12 protein-coding genes, 2 tRNA genes and 1 pseudogene are annotated in these 16,104 nt (G+C 69.2%); 7 read left to right on the forward strand and 8 right to left on the reverse strand.

Going from position 1 to position 16,104, the window contains the following annotated elements; translation table 11 throughout:
• Window positions 1-178: 178 nt before the first annotated feature.
• A complete protein-coding gene (locus Q9R13_RS19195; protein ID WP_310962780.1) occupies window positions 179-1,582 on the forward strand; it encodes an amidase in 1,404 nt (467 codons plus the stop codon).
• Between the two features lie 3 nt (window positions 1,583-1,585).
• Here Q9R13_RS19195 and Q9R13_RS19200 read toward each other — a convergent pair whose 3' ends face one another.
• Window positions 1,586-2,257, reverse strand: coding sequence for an alpha/beta fold hydrolase (locus Q9R13_RS19200; RefSeq protein WP_310962781.1), 672 nt, complete (start codon window positions 2,255-2,257; stop codon window positions 1,586-1,588).
• A 70-nt stretch (window positions 2,258-2,327) separates the two neighbouring features.
• Complete coding sequence (locus Q9R13_RS19205; RefSeq protein WP_310962782.1) at window positions 2,328-2,591, reverse strand: DUF2087 domain-containing protein; 264 nt, start codon at window positions 2,589-2,591, stop codon at window positions 2,328-2,330.
• A gap of 114 nt (window positions 2,592-2,705) precedes the next feature.
• Here Q9R13_RS19205 and Q9R13_RS19210 point away from each other — a divergent pair, with 114 nt between their 5' ends.
• Complete coding sequence (locus tag Q9R13_RS19210; protein WP_310962783.1) at window positions 2,706-2,897, forward strand: DUF5808 domain-containing protein; 192 nt, start codon at window positions 2,706-2,708, stop codon at window positions 2,895-2,897.
• Between the two features lie 11 nt (window positions 2,898-2,908).
• Here Q9R13_RS19210 and Q9R13_RS19215 read toward each other — a convergent pair whose 3' ends face one another.
• Window positions 2,909-3,742, reverse strand: a complete 834-nt coding sequence (locus Q9R13_RS19215) for a 3-methyladenine DNA glycosylase (protein WP_310962784.1) — start codon at window positions 3,740-3,742, stop codon at window positions 2,909-2,911.
• A gap of 65 nt (window positions 3,743-3,807) precedes the next feature.
• On the opposite strand from Q9R13_RS19215, the gene Q9R13_RS19220 reads away from it, so the two are divergent.
• The 5 genes from Q9R13_RS19220 to Q9R13_RS19240 all read left to right on the forward strand — a co-directional run bounded on the left by Q9R13_RS19220 (window position 3,808) and on the right by Q9R13_RS19240 (window position 7,346).
• Window positions 3,808-4,608: a fumarylacetoacetate hydrolase family protein gene (locus Q9R13_RS19220; RefSeq protein ID WP_310962785.1), complete on the forward strand. Its 801-nt coding sequence runs from the start codon at window positions 3,808-3,810 to the stop codon at window positions 4,606-4,608.
• Window positions 4,601-6,088 carry a glutamate--tRNA ligase gene (gene gltX / locus Q9R13_RS19225; RefSeq protein ID WP_310962787.1) on the forward strand — a complete coding sequence of 496 codons (1,488 nt, stop codon included), beginning with the start codon at window positions 4,601-4,603 and terminating at the stop codon, window positions 6,086-6,088. The genes Q9R13_RS19220 and gltX overlap by 8 nt, the downstream gene beginning before the upstream one ends.
• Window positions 6,085-7,062: a CPBP family intramembrane glutamic endopeptidase gene (locus tag Q9R13_RS19230; RefSeq protein ID WP_310962788.1), complete on the forward strand. Its 978-nt coding sequence runs from the start codon at window positions 6,085-6,087 to the stop codon at window positions 7,060-7,062. The genes gltX and Q9R13_RS19230 overlap by 4 nt, the downstream gene beginning before the upstream one ends.
• Window positions 7,063-7,118: 56 nt before the next feature.
• Window positions 7,119-7,190 (forward strand) — tRNA-Gln (locus tag Q9R13_RS19235).
• Between the two features lie 80 nt (window positions 7,191-7,270).
• Window positions 7,271-7,346: transfer RNA gene (locus tag Q9R13_RS19240), tRNA-Glu, on the forward strand.
• Window positions 7,347-7,538: 192 nt separating this feature from the next.
• On the opposite strand, the pseudogene Q9R13_RS20330 reads toward Q9R13_RS19240, so the two are convergent.
• The 5 genes and pseudogenes from Q9R13_RS20330 to istA form a co-directional block, all read right to left on the reverse strand.
• Window positions 7,539-8,591: pseudogene (locus Q9R13_RS20330) on the reverse strand (tyrosine-type recombinase/integrase); the annotation flags it as partial.
• A gap of 37 nt (window positions 8,592-8,628) precedes the next feature.
• Window positions 8,629-8,856: a helix-turn-helix transcriptional regulator gene (locus tag Q9R13_RS19245; protein WP_310962789.1), complete on the reverse strand. Its 228-nt coding sequence runs from the start codon at window positions 8,854-8,856 to the stop codon at window positions 8,629-8,631.
• A 259-nt stretch (window positions 8,857-9,115) separates the two neighbouring features.
• Complete coding sequence (gene mobF, locus Q9R13_RS19250) at window positions 9,116-12,856, reverse strand: MobF family relaxase (protein ID WP_310962790.1); 3,741 nt, start codon at window positions 12,854-12,856, stop codon at window positions 9,116-9,118.
• Window positions 12,857-14,014: 1,158 nt separating this feature from the next.
• Complete coding sequence (istB, locus tag Q9R13_RS19255; protein ID WP_310961737.1) at window positions 14,015-14,830, reverse strand: IS21-like element helper ATPase IstB; 816 nt, start codon at window positions 14,828-14,830, stop codon at window positions 14,015-14,017.
• Window positions 14,830-16,059 carry an IS21 family transposase gene (gene istA / locus Q9R13_RS19260; RefSeq protein WP_310962791.1) on the reverse strand — a complete coding sequence of 410 codons (1,230 nt, stop codon included), beginning with the start codon at window positions 16,057-16,059 and terminating at the stop codon, window positions 14,830-14,832. The genes istB and istA overlap by 1 nt, the downstream gene beginning before the upstream one ends.
• Between the last annotated feature and the right edge of the window lie 45 nt (window positions 16,060-16,104).

Raw genomic sequence — 16,104 nt, forward strand, 5'->3', positions numbered from 1 at the left:
TGGTCGCAAATGACGCGCGAGTGGTCCCAGATTGCGTGCGAGTGGTCGCAAATGGTGGCCGGCCGATCGTGTCGCCGTACACCAGATCTGACCACTCGCGTGCAGGATGTGACCACTCGCGTGCAGCAAGGGACCACTCGGCGACCATTTGGGGCGTGTCGGCGGATACGGTGCCCAGATGGCAGAGTTGCACGAGCTGACGGCGCTGGAGCAGGGGGCGGCGATCCGGTCGGGTGAGGTGTCGAGCGCAGAGCTCGTCGAGCATTACCTGGCTCGGATCGCGCGGCTCTCCGAGGAGCTCGGTGCATTCGTGACGGTGACGGCCGAGCAGGCGCGGGCCCGCGCCACAGGGATGACCGGAGCAGGCCCGCTCGCCGGCGTCCCCACCGCGATCAAGGACCTCAACGCCACCGCAGGCGTCCGTACGGCGTTCGGGTCGGTGCTGATGCGTGACTTCGTGCCGGACTGGTCCGACGAGCTCGTGCTGCGCATCGAGGCCGCGGGGATGATCAGTCTCGGCAAGACCAACACCCCGGAGTTCGGCTCACCCTGCTACACCGAGCCGGACCCCTCCATCGCGCCGCCCGCGGTCACACCGTGGGACACCGGGCGGATGGCAGGGGGCTCGAGCGGCGGCGCGGCGGCGGCGGTAGCCGGCGGACTGGTCCCTCTCGCCCAGGGATCGGACGGCGGGGGGTCGATCCGGATCCCGGCCAGCTGCTGCGGACTGGTCGGCCTCAAACCGAGCCGGGGGCGCATCTCGGGAGCCCCTTCGTACGGCGAGGTGACCGGTCTGGCCACCGCCGGCCCGATCGCACGGACGGTCAGGGACGCCGCTGCCTTCCTCGACGTGATGGCAGGCCCCTCGCTCGGTGACCCAAGCTGGGCACCGGAGCCCGAGGTCAGCTTTCTCGAAGCCTGCGATCGTGCCCCCGCGCGGCTCCGCATCGCCCGGTTCATCACGCCGGTGCTGGCCGATACCGCCGTCGACCCGGAGTGCGTGCTGGCGTGGGAGAGCGCGAGCCGGCTGCTCGAGTCCCTGGGCCACGAGGTCGTGGACATCGAGGCGCCGATGCCGCGTGACGCGGTCCCGGTCTTCGAGACCTGCTGGGCCGTGCTCACCGCGCTGTCCACCGTCGGGCTCTCGACCGAGCAGAAGGAGCAGCTGCAGCCGATGACCCGTTGGCTCGGCGCCAAGGGCGAGGCGGTGAGCGGTCCCACCTTCGGCCTCGCCCTCGGTGAGATGCGTCGGGTGGCGGCGCGGACCCTGGCCGCAATCGCGCCGTACGACGCCGTGCTGACTCCGACCCTGGCCAGCCCGCCGCTGCCGGTCGGAGCGCTACGCGACGACGCCGATCCCGAGTCGGACTTCGTCGCGCAGACCCGGTTCACGCCGTGGACGTCGATGTGGAACGTCACCGGGAGCCCGGCGGTGTCCCTGCCGCTGCACTACACGGCCGACGGGCTGCCGGTCGGGGTGATGCTGGCCGGACGGCCCGCGGGGGAGCAGGAGCTGCTCGCGCTGTCTGCGCAGGTCGAGTCCGCCGCGCCGTGGGTGGACCGCCACCCCGGCTGCTGGTGATCCTCAGAGGGAGCCGATCAGCCGGGCAAGCTCGGCCGGCCGGGTGAACATCGGCCAATGCCCGGAGTCGAGGTCGACGAGCTCCACCTGTGCTGCGTGGGACAGCTCGGGAACGTCACCGGCGTCGATCCACTCCCGCGCCTGCCCGGGGCTGAACTCGGGGCAGACCACCGTGACCGGCACGTCGAAGCGACGTTCGTCGCTGAGCCGGACGATGCCTCGGGTCACCGACTCGGGCACCGGGATGGCTGCGGCTTCGAACCGCCGACGGGCCTGCTCGTCGAGGTCATCGGCGTCCGGTCCCTCGAACGGCTCCCACCCGGGGAACGGCACCAGGCCCTCGACCGGCTCGAGGAAGTCGGCGTACTTCTCCCCGTCGGCGCACGGGAACCCCCCGATGAGGACGACGCGGGCCACATCGTCCGGACGCGCGTCCGCGGCCATCCAGGCCAACGTGCAGGCAGCGGAGTGGCCCACCACCGTGGGCTCGACGGCGGCGTCCACGGCGGCGACGAGCGCCGCCACCTGGTCATCGAGGCCCGCAGTCGTCGAGCCGTCGCCCTGCCCGGGCAGCGTCACGACGACCGGCCGGTGCCCCAGTGACTCGAGCTCGGGTACGACGGCATCCCAGGCCGACCCGTCCAGCCAGAGGCCGGCGACCATCACGATGTCCATGGCAGGATCTCCTCTTCGAACAGCATCTCGGTGATGATCCACGCTAGGTGCGGGCACCGACATCCAGGCGTCAGCCCGTGACCGTCCCACCGGAGCGCCAGTAGACGTTGCCCTCGCGGGTCAGGAACTGCTCATCGACCAGGTAGCGGCGCAGCGCGGCGTAGTCGTCGTGGAAGCCGTGCAGCACGCGGTTCACGTCGTACTCCGCGTAGGTCCGGCCCGGCTCGAAGGCCTGCGCGATGTGATCGAGCACGATGAGACGCTTCGACCGCTTCGTGGGCATCACCACCAGCCGGCCGTCCTGGACGAACCTGCCGAGCACGTCGGTGTCCATGCCGAGCACGTTAGCGCCATCCTCGAGTCGGGGCCGGGGAGCGACGTCACCGGTGTGCCAGTGACCCTCTTGACCGGAGTGCTTGAGGCTCGCGACGAGACTAGGCTGGATGTCGTGACTGACGACCCGGATGACGACCGGCACTGGCTCGTCGGGACGATCTACTTCAACCCGAAGGATCCTCGGATCCTCGTGCCCAAGAGGCTCGGTTCCCGCCTTGGTCGGACGCTCAATCTGGCGCGTCCGACATCGTGGGCCGTCTTGGTGCTGATCCTGGTGGTTGTGTTCCTTGTGGCGCGCCATTAGCGAGCAGGCGTTCAGGCCTCGGTCGCGCTGAGGAGACGCTCGCATTCGTCGATGAGTCGCTGGCGGATCGGACCGCCGCGCTCGGAGTAGTGCCGTTGGCGGTCGGCGTACTCGCGCTTGCCCTCCGGCGTCTCGATCTTGACGGGAGTCCACTCCTCACCGCTCGGATCGAGGACGAGGCCCGACAGGTCGTACGGCGCAGCCCTCATGTCCATGATCCGGATGTCCCACGCGAGCTCGAACGCGTCCGCCACCAGCTCCGAGGCGATGAGCGGACTGAGCCGGAAGGCGTGCTTGTAGAGGTCCATCCCGGCATGCAGACAGCCCGGCTGCTCGAGCGCCTCCCTGTCGTCCCGGCTGGGATGCAGCGTGTTCAGTGGCCGGGCGGAGGGCGTGAAGAACCGGAAGGCGTCGAAGTGCGAGCAGGCGATCCGGTGTGACTCCACCACCGTGTCCGTGCCGGCTGGGCCGAGCCGGAGCGGCCAGTCGTGCCGGGTCGCGTCGGTGCGGTGCACCATGGCCCACTCGTGCAACCCGAAGCAGCCGAGCGTCGGCGACCGCGACGCGGTGGCGACCAGGAGCCGCCGGATCCGCTCGATCAGGGGCCGTCGCTGCGCCAGCAGTGTCACCGTGGCCGGGTTGCTCCCGCCGACCAGGTCGACGCCGTATCCGGGGTGCCAGCGCCGCAACGCGGAGGGCCGGTGCGAATAGTAGGTGAACAGGAAGTCGTGCACCGGGTGCTTCTCGCCCCGATGGCGGCGCTCGAGGTGCGGCTGGACCCACACGTCGACCCGATGCTGGTGGGCAGCCTCGCGGGCGCGCCAGGCTTCGAGGTCCACGATCACGGCGTCGAGGGTACGTCGACCCGGCCGACGACGACCATGGCGAATCGGCTCCGTAGACTCTGCGGGTGCGCATCGTGAGGTTCACCACCGGCGAGGACCCCCAGTATGGCGTCCTGACCGGTGACGTCGACGTCCATGGCATCCCCGACGAGGGCTGCGTCGTGGTGGCCCTCAACGGCGACCCGCTCTACGTCGGCGTCCACCTGTCTAGTAAGGAGTACGCGCTCGAGGACGTTCGGCTGCTGGCGCCGGTGCTGCCCCGCAGCAAGGTCGTCGGCATCGGGAAGAACTACGCGGCGCACGCCGCCGAGATGGGCGGCGAGGTACCCCCCGAGCCCCTGATGTTCCTCAAGCCGAACACCTCGGTGGTCGGCCCGAACGACCCGGTCTTCTACCCCGAGCAGAGCAATGAGGTCCACTACGAGGGCGAGCTCGCCGTCGTGATCGGCCGGATCTGTCGTGACGTGCCCAGGGAGAAGGTTGCCGACGTGGTGCACGGCTACACCGTCGGCAACGATGTGACGGCCCGCGACCTGCAGCGCGGCGACGTGCAGTTCACCAGGGCCAAGGGCTTCGACTCGTTCTGCCCCTTGGGCCCCTGGATCGAGACCGAGCTGGACGTCAGCAGCCTGCGGGTGCAGACCTGGCTCAACGGCGACCTGAAGCAGGACGGCTCGACGTCCGACATGATCTTCGACGTGCCGGCGCTGGTCGCGCATGTCACCTCGGTGATGACGCTGCTGCCCGGCGACGTCATTCTCACCGGCACCCCCGAGGGTGTCGGCCCGATGGAGCCGGGCGACGAGGTCGAGGTCTTCGTCGAAGGCATCGGCTCCCTGACCAACAAGGTGGTACGGCGTGACTGAGTCCTCAACCGGGACTGTGCGTGTCCGGATGGCCCCGTCTCCGACCGGGTCTCCCCACGTGGGACTGGCCCGTACGGCGCTCTACAACTGGGCCTTCGCGCGACACGCCGCGCTCCAGGGCGCCGACGCCACCTTCGTGTTCCGCATCGAGGACACCGACAAGGAGCGCAACACCCAGGAGTCCTACGACTCGCTGTTCGAGGTGATGGCGTGGCTCGGGCTGTCCTGGGACGAGGGGCCCGACGTGGGTGGGCCCTACGCGCCGTACCGGCAGAGCGAGCGCAGTGACATCTACAGCGACGTCCTCGCTCGGCTGCGTGAGGGCGGGTGGAGCTACGACTGCTACTGCACCACCGACGAGGTAGCCGCCCGCCGGCTGGAGAGCGGCTCGAAGACGATGGGGTACGACGGCTTCTGCCGCGAGCTCACCGACGCCCAGGTCGAGGCGTTCCGGGCTGAGGGACGTGCGCCCGTCGTACGCTTCCGGATGCCCGAGGGAGAGATCTCCTTCGACGACCTGGTGCGTGGCACGGTCACCTTCCACAGCGACCACGTCCCCGACTTCGCCCTGGCCCGTGCGAACGGCGACCCGCTCTACACCTTGGTGGCGCCGGTCGACGACGCGATGATGAAGATCACGCACGTGCTGCGCGGCGAGGACCTGCTGTCCAGCACGCCGCGCCAGATCGCGCTCTACGACGCGCTGAAGGCGATCGGGGTGGCCGAGACGACGCCCCGGTTCGGTCACCTTCCCTACGTGATGGGCGAGGGCAACAAGAAGCTGTCCAAGCGCGATCCCGAGGCACATCTGCTGGCCTACCGCGACGACGGCTTCCTGCCCGAGGGGCTGTTGAACTACCTGGCGCTGCTCGGCTGGTCGATCGCGGCGGACCGCGACGTGTTCTCCCTCGACGAGATGGTGGCGGCGTTCGAGATCGCCGACGTCAACCCCAACCCGGCACGCTTCGACCTGAAGAAGGCCGAGGCGATCAACGCCGCGCACATGCGGCTGCTCTCATCCGAGGAGATGACCGAGCGGGTCACGCCGTACCTCCAGCGTGCTGGGATCCTGTCCGACCCGGTGACCGCCGAGCAGGCCGACCTGTTGGTCAGGGCCATGCCGCTGGTCGGTGAGCGGATCAACAAGCTCACCGAGGCCGTGGACATGCTTGGCTTCCTCTTCCACGACGAGGTCGGCTACGACGAGGCCGACGTCGCGAAGATCCTCGACCCGACCGGCGTCGAGGTGGTCGATGCAGCGCGCGCCGCGCTCGAGGGTGTGAGCACCTGGGGACACGAGGAGATCGAGTCGGCGCTGCGGGAGGCGCTCATCGACGGGCTGGGCCTCAAGCCGCGGGTCGCCTTCGGCCCGGTGCGGGTCGCCGTGACCGGGCGGCGGATCTCACCGCCGCTGTTCGAGTCGCTGGAGCTCCTCGGGCGGGAGAAGTCGCTGGCCCGCCTCGGATCCGTCCCCCGGTGAGCACGCCGCCAGTGGTGCCCGAGCCGGTGGCGATGCACCCTCATCGTCAGCCGACGTCGTACCCGTTGATGCTGCGGACCTGGACCTATGCGCCGTGGCGTCCCCTCGTCGGGCTGCTGCTGCTTCTGGTCGGAGCGCTGGCGTTCCTACCGCTGGTGCTCGTGCCGGTTCTTGCGATCGGCATCAAGATCCAGGGCGGCGACTTCAGCACAGAGCTCACCAAGGCACTCGACCAGACGAAGCTGACGCCGGCGTCGATGCTCTACCTGAACCTGACCCTGGCCGGAATGGTGCTGGTGACCTGGGCGCTGATGCGCTGGGTGCACCGGATGCGCCCGCGGTGGCTCATGTCGGTGCGCCCCGGCATCCGCTGGAGGTTCTTCGGCATCTGCCTGGGCCTTTCAGTGGTGGCGATCATCGCGCAGCTCATCGTCGGGAGCCTCCTGCCCGCCGACGCCAACGACCTGACCGGGCACCTGCACCACCCCACCTGGCAGACGCTCGCCTTCGCGATCGTGATCCTCCTGACCACGCCGCTGCAGGCGATGGGGGAGGAGTACGCCTTCCGTGGCTACGCGATGCAGGCGTTCGGGTCCCTGACAAGGTCGCCCTGGTTCGCGATCCTGCTCTCGGCCGTGCTGTTCACTGCCGCGCACGGCAAGCAGAACTTCCCGTTGTACGCCGACCGCTTCGCCTTCGGCCTGCTCGCCGGCTATCTGGTGCTGCGCACCGGCGGGCTCGAGGCGGGCATCGCGCTCCACGTCTGGAACAACCTCGTCGCCTTCGGGTTCGGTCTCGCCTTCGGCGATATCCAGCAGCAGTTGACGGCGACCTCGGCGTCGTGGTGGAACCTCCCGCTCACCGTGACCCAGAACGGCGTCTACCTGATCCTGGTCCTGTTGGTGGCCAAGCGCATGGGCCTGGACAACCGCACCAGGCCGCCCGTTTTGGTGGAGCAATCGACGCCCGTGTAAAGTTTCGCTTCGGCCCGACGGGCTCCGCTGCAGGATCCACGGAGCCGCTGAGCCATTGGGATATGGTGTAATTGGCAGCACGACTGGTTCTGGTCCAGTTAGTCAAGGTTCGAGTCCTTGTATCCCAGCGAGAGCCGACTCACAGCCGTCCGATTGGACGGCTGATCTGCGGAAACGCTAAGGTTTCGGCGCTCCATGCAGCATCCTTGCCCCCGTTGTGTAGTGGCCTAGCACGCCGCCCTCTCAAGGCGGTAGCGCCGGTTCGAATCCGGTCGGGGGTACCAGTCGGAAAAGCGGTCCTGACCAGCGGAAACGCGGGGAGGGGCTGCTTCAGCGTTTGGGTGTGTTGAGGGCTGGGGCAACACTGGGGCAACAGCAGGATGAGCGCGTTGTGTTGCCCGGCGTTCTTGGGCGGCCTTCCGTGCGGCGTCCATGGCGTTGCCGACCTCGTCGAGGCGGTCCTCGAAGAGGTGGCCGTAGGTGTCGAGCGTCATGGTTGCCGAGGCGTGGCCGAGCATCTGTTGGACGACCTTGACGTCGGCGCCGCTGGCGATGGCCAGGCTGGCGGCGGTGTGCCGGAGTTGGTGCGGGTGCAGACCGGGGAGCCCGATGGCAGCGGCGGCGGTGCCGAACGGTGTGCGGAAGGTGCTGACCCGCAGCGGTTGGCCGTTGCGGATGCCGGCGAAGACCAGGTCGTCGGGGTCCTTGCCTTGGAGGAACTCGGCGAACTCGGCGCTGAGGAATGCAGGGATCGGCACCTCGCGGCGCTTGTGCGATTTCGGTGTTCCCCAGACGAGGCCTTGGCCCTGCACCGGGGTCACCGACGCGGCGATGGTTGCCCGGTGTCGTTGGAGGTCGAGGCGACCTACGCGCAGTGCGGCCATCTCGCCGAACCGGACGCCGGTGTAGGCGAGGAACAGCACCACGAGCCGGTAGGTCTCGTTGGTGCGGGTGTCGTAGCTGCTGTGCTTGTTGGCATTGGCTGGGTAGCCGGTCGCTTGGGCGAGGTCATCGACCTGGTCGTGGGTGAGGTAGCGGTGTTCGTGCTTGGTGGTGCGTGGCAGGTTGACGCCGGTGGCGACGTTGCGAGCCAGCCTGCCGTCCTTGACGGCCATGTCGAGGATCAGCGAGAGCACTCGGTGGATCTTTTGGACGGTGGCGGGGGAGTGGGCCTTGGACAGGAGGGTGACCCAGGCCTGTACGTCGGCGTGGGAGAGGTTGCCGAGCTTGACCTTGCCCCATCTCGGTCCGATGTGCTTGCGCAGGATCCCTGCGTACCGTTCTTGTGTCGAGGGCTTCAAATGGGCCTGTCCGGCGAGCCAGCGGTCGGCCCAGTCACCGATCGTCATCTTGGACAGTGCCGGGTCGACGTAGGAGCCAGTGACCTTCGAGTTCTCGACGCTGGCGAGGAACCGCTCGGCGTCGATCTTGCGGGTGAAGGTCTTGTTGCGCTGGGTGCCCGCGGGGGTGCGGTAGTGGGCGCGCCAGGTCTTCTGCCCGTTGCGAGTCCGCTTCTCGATGCTGGCCATGTCTCATCTTCCTTCTCCTCACCGACACCGGCGAGGCTCAGCGGTGCGGTTGTGGGTTGTTGGACTGGGTTTCGAGCCATTCGAGGACGTCGTTGTGCCAGTACCGCACGGAGCGGCCGATGCGGAAGCTGTGGGGTCCGGTGTTGAGGTGGCGCCAGTAGCGCAGGGTGGCTTCGGGGACGCGGACGATGGCGGCGACTTCTTTGATGGTGAGTAGTTCGTCGTGTTCGTGTGGGGTCTCGGTGCGGTAGCTGGTGGTGCTCATCGTTGGGTCTCCTTCTTGTTGTCGGTGCGTGCGCCCCGGCCTGCCCGGGGGGCGGTCTTACCCCCATAGGGCAGGCGTTGGGTGTTTGGTGTTCACTTCCCACAGGCGCTTGTTGGTGCTGTTGGTGGACAGCAGCGCCCGAACGCTGCCACTGGCCGTGGAGAGGCAACGGCCACTTGCTGTGGTCGGACGGCCCGGGCCGGGGGTTGTGCCACCGGTCTTCCTCGGTGTCGGTGCCGGTGCCCAGGCCAAGGGGTTGTCAGCGTCCGATGCCGGGGCCGCGACGGTCGTGGCTGGGTCCGGGTGCACCCATCTCGACGGGGTGGTGGAGCCTGGCGGTGGACCGTTCGATGGCGGCCGCGGCTGCTGTTTGGGCTCGGTGGCGGCGGTCTTGGTTTCGGTGGGTGTGCCAGGTGTCGTGCTCGGTGGCCAGGCGCCCGATCGGCAGCGCCCGGATGGCGGGCTCGGCGCTCAGGGCGTTGATGCGCCGGGTTGCGGTGGTCAGGTCTTGTTCCAGGCCGGCCAGGGCGGTCTCGGCCTCGTCGAGCGCGGTGTCGAGGTCGGTGTGTCGGTGGAGGTGTTCGTAGGGGTGCAGCTGCTTGAAGTACGCGTGGGTGTGGGCTTCTTGGGCCTGCTCGGCGTCGAGGTAGGGCTGCCAGGTGTTCTGGGCCTCGGTGTGGATCTGGTCGGCGTCGGGGTGGGCGGCGGCGAGGACGGCGGTGATGTCGGTCTCGATGGCCTCCTCGAGGCGGTCCCTGCGGATCCCCCGGCCGAGGTCGGCGGCGACCTGGTTGGGGTCGGTGGCCAGGTCGGGCAGGATCGGGCGCCACTTGTCGGCCCAGGCGGTCAGGTCGGCCTTGGCTTGGCGGACCTGGCTGCGGTGTTGGCCGAGTCTGCCGGTGCCACCTCGGATGGTGGCGGCCGCTCGGTGGGCTCGGGGTTGGTCGGCGTGCCAGGCCCCCCAGGTGGACGCCTGGAGCTGTTTGCGTTCGGCGGTGAGGGTGGTCTCGAGGTCCTCGGCCCGCGTCCGTGCGGTCAGCCACCGGTCTCGTGCCGATTCCTCGAGGTTGGCCAGGCGGGTCAGTGCTGGTTGGTAGCGGGCCCGGACCGCCGCGGCGTGCCGGTAGCCGTCCCGGGCCCAGGCCAGGCTCCGGTGCTGTTCGGCGAGGTCGGCGTGCTGGGTCCAGGCCGCACGCAGGTCGGCCAGGACCCGGCCCAACGGCCGGGCCGGAGCGTAGTGGGCGGCCTCGGCGGCGGCGAGCTGGGCGGCGTGGCCGGGGCCGAGGTCGGCCCGATCCCGGGCGAACGCCCCGATCCACTGGTTGCGGGCGTCGTCGAGGTCTTCGGCGACCAGGTGGGCGGTGTTGGCTCCGCGGCCCCGGGTCATCGCCACATACGCGGCGCCGCCGCCGGTGTGCTCCCCGAGGACCAGATGCGCGGCCTCGACGGTCTCGCCCTGGGCGCCGTAGCCGGTGCTGGCATAGGCCAGCTCCACCCACCGGTCGACGTACGCGGCCGGCACGCACACCGCACCACCCGGCTCACCACCGCGCTCACCAACCCGCTCACCACCCGGCTCACCACCGGGCCCGCCACAGCGCGGGCGCACCCGCCGGTTGCCCGCCGGGGCCAGGGTGAGGCCGCCGTCGAGACGAACGTCGGTGACGGTCCAGGTCTCCCGGTTCGCCACTCCCAGGGCCGGGTCGTTGCGCCGCGTCGCGACCCGGTCACCGACCCCGATCCGCTCCCCGGCCGCGGTGGTCACCGCCGCCGCGTCGTCCACACGCCCCGCAGCCACCAGCCGGTCGCGGATCGCGGCGTTCAACACGCCGACCTGCTCGCGGGTGTCGGCGACCACCAGCACCCGACCATCGCGGGGGCTTGGCTCACCGTCGCGACCACCACTGTTGCCGACCGCGGTTTCGGCGAGGGCCTGGGTGCGTTCGGCCTGGCTGGGGTGGATGCGGATCTGGCCGCGGGCCAGCAGGGTGTCGAACACCTGCCCGGGGTCCTGGCCGGTGCGCATCGCCAGGCTCAACGCGGCGTAGTCGGGGTCGGTGAACCGGTGCACGGTGTCCAACGCCAGGTGGGCTTCGGGGTCGGCCCAGCGGGCGGCCAGGTCCAGCACCCCGCCGCGGCCCACCGCGGGCAGCTGGTGCCGGTCCCCGACCAACCCGACCCGGGCACCGGTCCGGTCGGCGATCCTGAGTAGGGCGCGGGCGGTGTCCTGGTCCAACATTCCGGCCTCATCGATCACCAGCAGGTCACCGGGCCGCAGCACCGCCTCCGGGCCAGGTGTTGCGGCCTGGTGGTGCCAGTGGCCGTTTTCGTCCCAGCGCCACCCGTGCTGGGCGGCCAGCCAGGCCGCGGAGAACGCCCGGGTGCCGATCTGCTGGGCCGCGACACCGGCGGCCTTCAGGGTCGGGGTCACCACCACCAACCGGTGCCGCTGGGCCTCCACCGCTGCCCGGGTGGCGGCCAGGGTGGTGGTCTTGCCCGCCCCGGCCGCGCCCTCGACCACCACCAGCCGCCGTGGCCCGGCCAGCCCGGCCACCACCTCCCGCTGCGCCACGTCCAGCCCTACCAGCCCGTCGACGCCGCCGGTCGTGGCGGGAACCGGCCCGGCCGGCGTCCGGGTGGTCTGGGTGCGGGCGATCAGCCGGCTGGTCAACTCGGCCTCGACCGCGAGCACCTCGGGTGAACTCAGCGCCCGGATGTGCTCCGGCACCCTGTGCTGCACCGGCTGGTCCAGCAACGGCACACAGGCCGTGAGGGTGCGGGCGGTCAGGTCCTCGGCCAGCTCGACCCGCACCCGAGCATCGGCGATCAGGCCGGTGCGGGCGATCAGCTGCTCGACCTCACCACGCACATCGGCGGCGTTCCACCCCGACCGCCGCGCCCCCAAACGGGCCAGCACCGTGTCCACCGCCCCGGCCCGGTCCAGCCCACCGACCCGCACCATCGGCACAGCAGCAGTAGGCCGCGCCGCGGGCCGCTGGGATGTCCCCGGTGTCGGGCAGCCGAGGTCGTGCAGCTCCTGGACCCACCGCGCCGCCAGCTCGGCGCCATCGGTGGGCACGACCTTGTCGGGACGGGCATCGGCCCACGCCCGCGCATCCCAGGAGCGGCGCAGCCGCGGCCCCGGCTCCTGCCCGGGGTTCGCGGTGCGCCACTCGGCCTCGTAGCGGTCGAGGTTGCGGCCGATCTGCGCGGCCCGGGCACTGAACGCCCCCACGTACGGCGCGAGCTCGGCCACCTCCCCGGTCTCGGGGTCGAGGCTGTAGCCGCAGGCGGCCAGCGCCGCCCGGAACCCCGGATCACATGCCACCGCGGCATGGCCGATCCCATTGAGCGCGTCCAGACTGTCCCGGACCCCGACGGTGTGCAGCCCCCGCCAGCCGCCCTCGGCGAACACCCTGGCGTTGACCTGCACGTGCAGATGACGGTGCGGATCCCCGGCCCGTGAGGTGTGGTGCCGGATCACCGCAGCCTCGATCTCCTGCACCGGGACCTGCACCTGACGGCCCCGCGGGCCCACCCGGGTAGTGGCATGGGCGGCCAACCAGCCGATGATCTGCACCGCCGCCCGCTCCTGCGCCGCGTCGTAGGCGGCGGCGATCTCCGGGGACAGCGCCGCGGCCAACGACCAGGTCTTCGGACCGTTGACCACCACCTCGACGAACCGCACCCCCCGCGCATCGGCCCGCAACCGCCCCTTCGACGCCCCGGTCTCGTCGTAGCCGGCCACCCAGGACTCATAGGCCTCCCCGTCCAACGTTCCCCCACACCGGACCCCGTGACCTGCGGGGTCCCCGGCACGTTCCCCCGCGCGTTCCCCGGCACGTTCCCCCGCGTGTCCTGCCAGCGGGCTGGCCGGTGGTGAGGCGACATAACGCTGCGCCAGCCCGGTGCCCTCGGCCAGGTAGTAGTCATCAGCACGCGACCGATCAGCCTCCACATACGCCCGCGCCGCACCGGGGCTGCCGCGGTAGACCTTCATCCCGCCATGCATTTTCCATCAACCGCCAATAACAACAAACAATGCCCATTAAATGCGTGATGGCCCGCCCTGAAGGGCGAGCCGATATACGTCAATACCGTAGCATGCGTGCCGCAGATTGGAAGGAGAGAAAGGCTCTTATGGGGAATGAGATGGCGAAGGAAAGGTGATGGGGGGATGGGAATGGTTGGTAGTGATGGGTGGTGAAAAAAGGGATGGAAGGAAAGGGAGTCAGGGACCGGTGCGTACTGCAGCGACGGGTCGATGCCAGTCTCATCGCAGCCACCGCTGCGACGCTGCAGAACCTCGAAGCGTCCGGATCTTGCCGATCTCCGGGCGCCTGAGAAAGTTCCACCTGGACGGGTGCGGACGCCGATGCCGACCTCGCCGATGCCGTCGTAGTCGCGTCGAGGCCCCGGCCGTCAAGTCGATCTCGACGACCGTGTCGGGATGGTGATCATGCGGCACGGTCAACACGTTGTCCAATCGTCGTCAGCGCTGAATTTGCGGTGCCTCTTGTCAACGGCTGGGACGGCCCGAATTGGCGTGATGCCGCGCCCGAGTCGCGTGCGCGGACCGTCGACGACGCTTGAAGGCGAGGCCATAGCGTCGGATCGGTCTCATATTCGAGCGTTGCCGGCAAACGCGGACCTGGTGCCTCCTGAAGCCGTGGTCGTGCCAGGCGTTGAGTCGCTTTGATTACCCGCCATCGACGGTCGACTTGGAGCGGGAATCCTTGCGATGATGGCGCCGCAGTCGAGTTCGTCGAGCAGTTCGCGAGCCTTGGCCGAGTCGGGGTGGTCGGTGCCAAGGTGGCGATGGCGGCTCGGCCCCTGCTCGCGGGCTGGGTGATCTGGTTGCTTCCGGCATCCGTGCGAGGTCCTTCCGATTTGGGTGTGATGTCGGCTACGGTCGCCTCGGAGGGCTCGGCCTCCGAGCGCCCTCCTCGTCACTGAACCTATGGTGATGCTGGCTCGAGGAATGGAGCATGCGGTGTCGAAGAGGACCCGAAGCGCGTCCATGAGGAGCTGCCGCGGGCGCGTCGGCCTGCTGACCGCGGTGGCGGTGGGCCTTGCGTTAGCGGCTGCGCCACCCATGTCGGCGGCGCTCCAAAACTGGTCGATTCCGGCGCCTGAAAAGTGAACGGTTTGGGTGAGTCTAGGACTCGTCTTCTGCTGTGGTGGTGCGGATGCTGGGGAGGCTGTCGATGCCGCGTCCGCGGAGCCTGTAGCTGGCGCCCTTCAATGTGAGGACGTCGGCGTGGTGGACGATGCGGTCGATCATGGCCGCGGCGACGGCTTGGTCTCCGAACACGCCACCCCAGCTGGAGAACGGCAGATTCGAGGTGAGCACGAGCGAGGCGTGTTCGTAGCGGGATGAGACCAGCTGGAAGAAGAGGTTCGCGGCGTCTTGTTCGAAGGGCAGGTAGCCGACCTCGTCGACCACAATCAGCCCGTAACGGCGTAGCCGGGCGAGCTCTTGGGGCAGTCGTCCCTGCCGGTGGGCCTCGGTGAGTCGGGTGACCCAGTCGGTGGCGGTCGCGAACAGGACCCGATGCCCGGTCTGGGCGGCGGTGACGCCCAGGGCGGTGGCCAGGTGGGTCTTCCCGGTGCCGGGCGGTCCCAGCAGAACAACGTTGCGGGCCTCGGCCAGAAAGCCGCCTGAGGCCAGTGCTGCGATCTGTTGCCGGATGCCGGGTTGGGCGTCGAAGTCGAAGTCCTCGATGGTCTTGACGGTCCCGAACCCGGCAGCCCGGATCCGCAGGTGGGCTCCGGAAGCGTTCCTGGCTGCGACTTCGCGTTCCAGGACGGCGGCGAGGTAGTCCTCATGGGTCCAGCCGGCGTCACGGGCTTGGTCGGCAAGCCGTCCTGCTGCTTCGGTGATCCTGGGTGCCTTTAACGCCGAAGCCAGGTAGGTGATCTGCTTGAGTGCTTCGGTGCTCGCGGCAGCCTTGGTGTTCTTCGCGGTGGCCATCAGCTCATCGCTCCCTCGTCGTTGCCGAGCAGACCGAAGGCGCGGTCGTAGTCACTCAGATCGCGCAGAAGGTCATCGCCAGTTGTCGCTGCACTGACTGGGCGTGGTTGCTGGAACCGTTTGCGCAGCCAGGCAGCGGTCTCGACATGGGCGGGGTCGGTGACGGTAGCGCCCCTGGCCCAGATTCGGGTGTGCTCGGTGACCAGCCGTCCCTCGGCGTGGACCCGGACGTGCTCCAGGTCGGCGGACACGTCGACGAGGCGGCCGATCAGGGTCGGGTCCACGGAGTAGTCGTTGGTGTCCAGACGCACGTAGTAGTCGCGGCCCAGTCGGATCCGGTTGCGCCAACCCAGATGCAACGGGATTGGTGGCAGCGGCAGCATCGCGGCCCGGTCGGCCTCGACCAGATCAACCGGGGATGCCTTGATGGTGCGCACCGTCCGCGCGTTCGCCTTCAGCAGCCAGTCGCCGAACTGGTCGTTGAAGTCGACCGGGGAGCCGAAGGTGCGTCCGGGCATGAAGGAGGTCTCGAACCAGCCATTGCGGCGTTCCACCAATCCCTTGGATTCCGGATCCCTGGGCGGCAGCAAGACCAGCTTGGTGGCCAAGGTGCCCATGAACTGCTCGACGCCTTCGGCGCGGCGGTGTCCGCGGCCGATGCCAGGCTCGTTGTCCCAGATCAGGCGTCGTGGCACCCGTCCCAGTTGCTGGATCAACTCCCACGAACCCAGCAGCAGGTCCTCAGTCTTGCGGGTAGGGATCATCTTCGCGGTGATGAACCTCGAGTGCGCGGCGGTGATCACCAGCACCGGCAACAGCTTGGTGGTGCCGTCCTCCAGCGGGATCCGCCTCGGCGGGAACCACAGATCACACTGCGCCGCATCACCCGGCGCCCAGACGAGCCGATCCGCCGGATCCACCGGCCGATGCTCGGGACGCAGCCGCTTCACGTTCTCGGAGAACCAGCGGATCGATCCCGTCCAGCCGACCCGCTCGGCCAACACCGTGGCAGGCATATCCGGCGTCACCTCGAGCAACTCCCGCACCCGCGGCTCGAACACCGCGAACGACGACGCCTTCGGCGTCCGCTCATAGCGGGGCGGCGCCTCAGAGTTCACCGCCTTGATGACCGTGGTCCGCGAGATCCCCAACCGTGCCGCGATCCGTGCCTTCGGCACCCCCTCAGCAGCCAGCCTCCTGATCAGCGCCCAGTCCTCCAAAGTGATCACACTCCAATCGTTGAGTGTTCACTTTTCACCGCCGAAACTGTTCAA

The sequence above is a fragment of the Nocardioides marmorisolisilvae genome, assembly GCF_031656915.1.
GTDB classification, from domain to species: domain Bacteria; phylum Actinomycetota; class Actinomycetes; order Propionibacteriales; family Nocardioidaceae; genus Marmoricola; species Marmoricola terrisoli.

Coding starts and splice junctions, on each gene's coding strand:
- Q9R13_RS19195 (WP_310962780.1), top strand. CDS start 179: ATGGCAGAGTTGCACGAGCTGACGGCGCTGGAGCAGGGGGCGGCGATC.
- Q9R13_RS19200 (WP_310962781.1), bottom strand. CDS start 2,257: ATGGACATCGTGATGGTCGCCGGCCTCTGGCTGGACGGGTCGGCCTGG.
- Q9R13_RS19205 (WP_310962782.1), bottom strand. CDS start 2,591: ATGGACACCGACGTGCTCGGCAGGTTCGTCCAGGACGGCCGGCTGGTG.
- Q9R13_RS19245 (WP_310962789.1), bottom strand. CDS start 8,856: ATGAGCACCACCAGCTACCGCACCGAGACCCCACACGAACACGACGAA.
- mobF (WP_310962790.1), bottom strand. CDS start 12,856: ATGAAGGTCTACCGCGGCAGCCCCGGTGCGGCGCGGGCGTATGTGGAG.
- istB (WP_310961737.1), bottom strand. CDS start 14,830: ATGGCCACCGCGAAGAACACCAAGGCTGCCGCGAGCACCGAAGCACTC.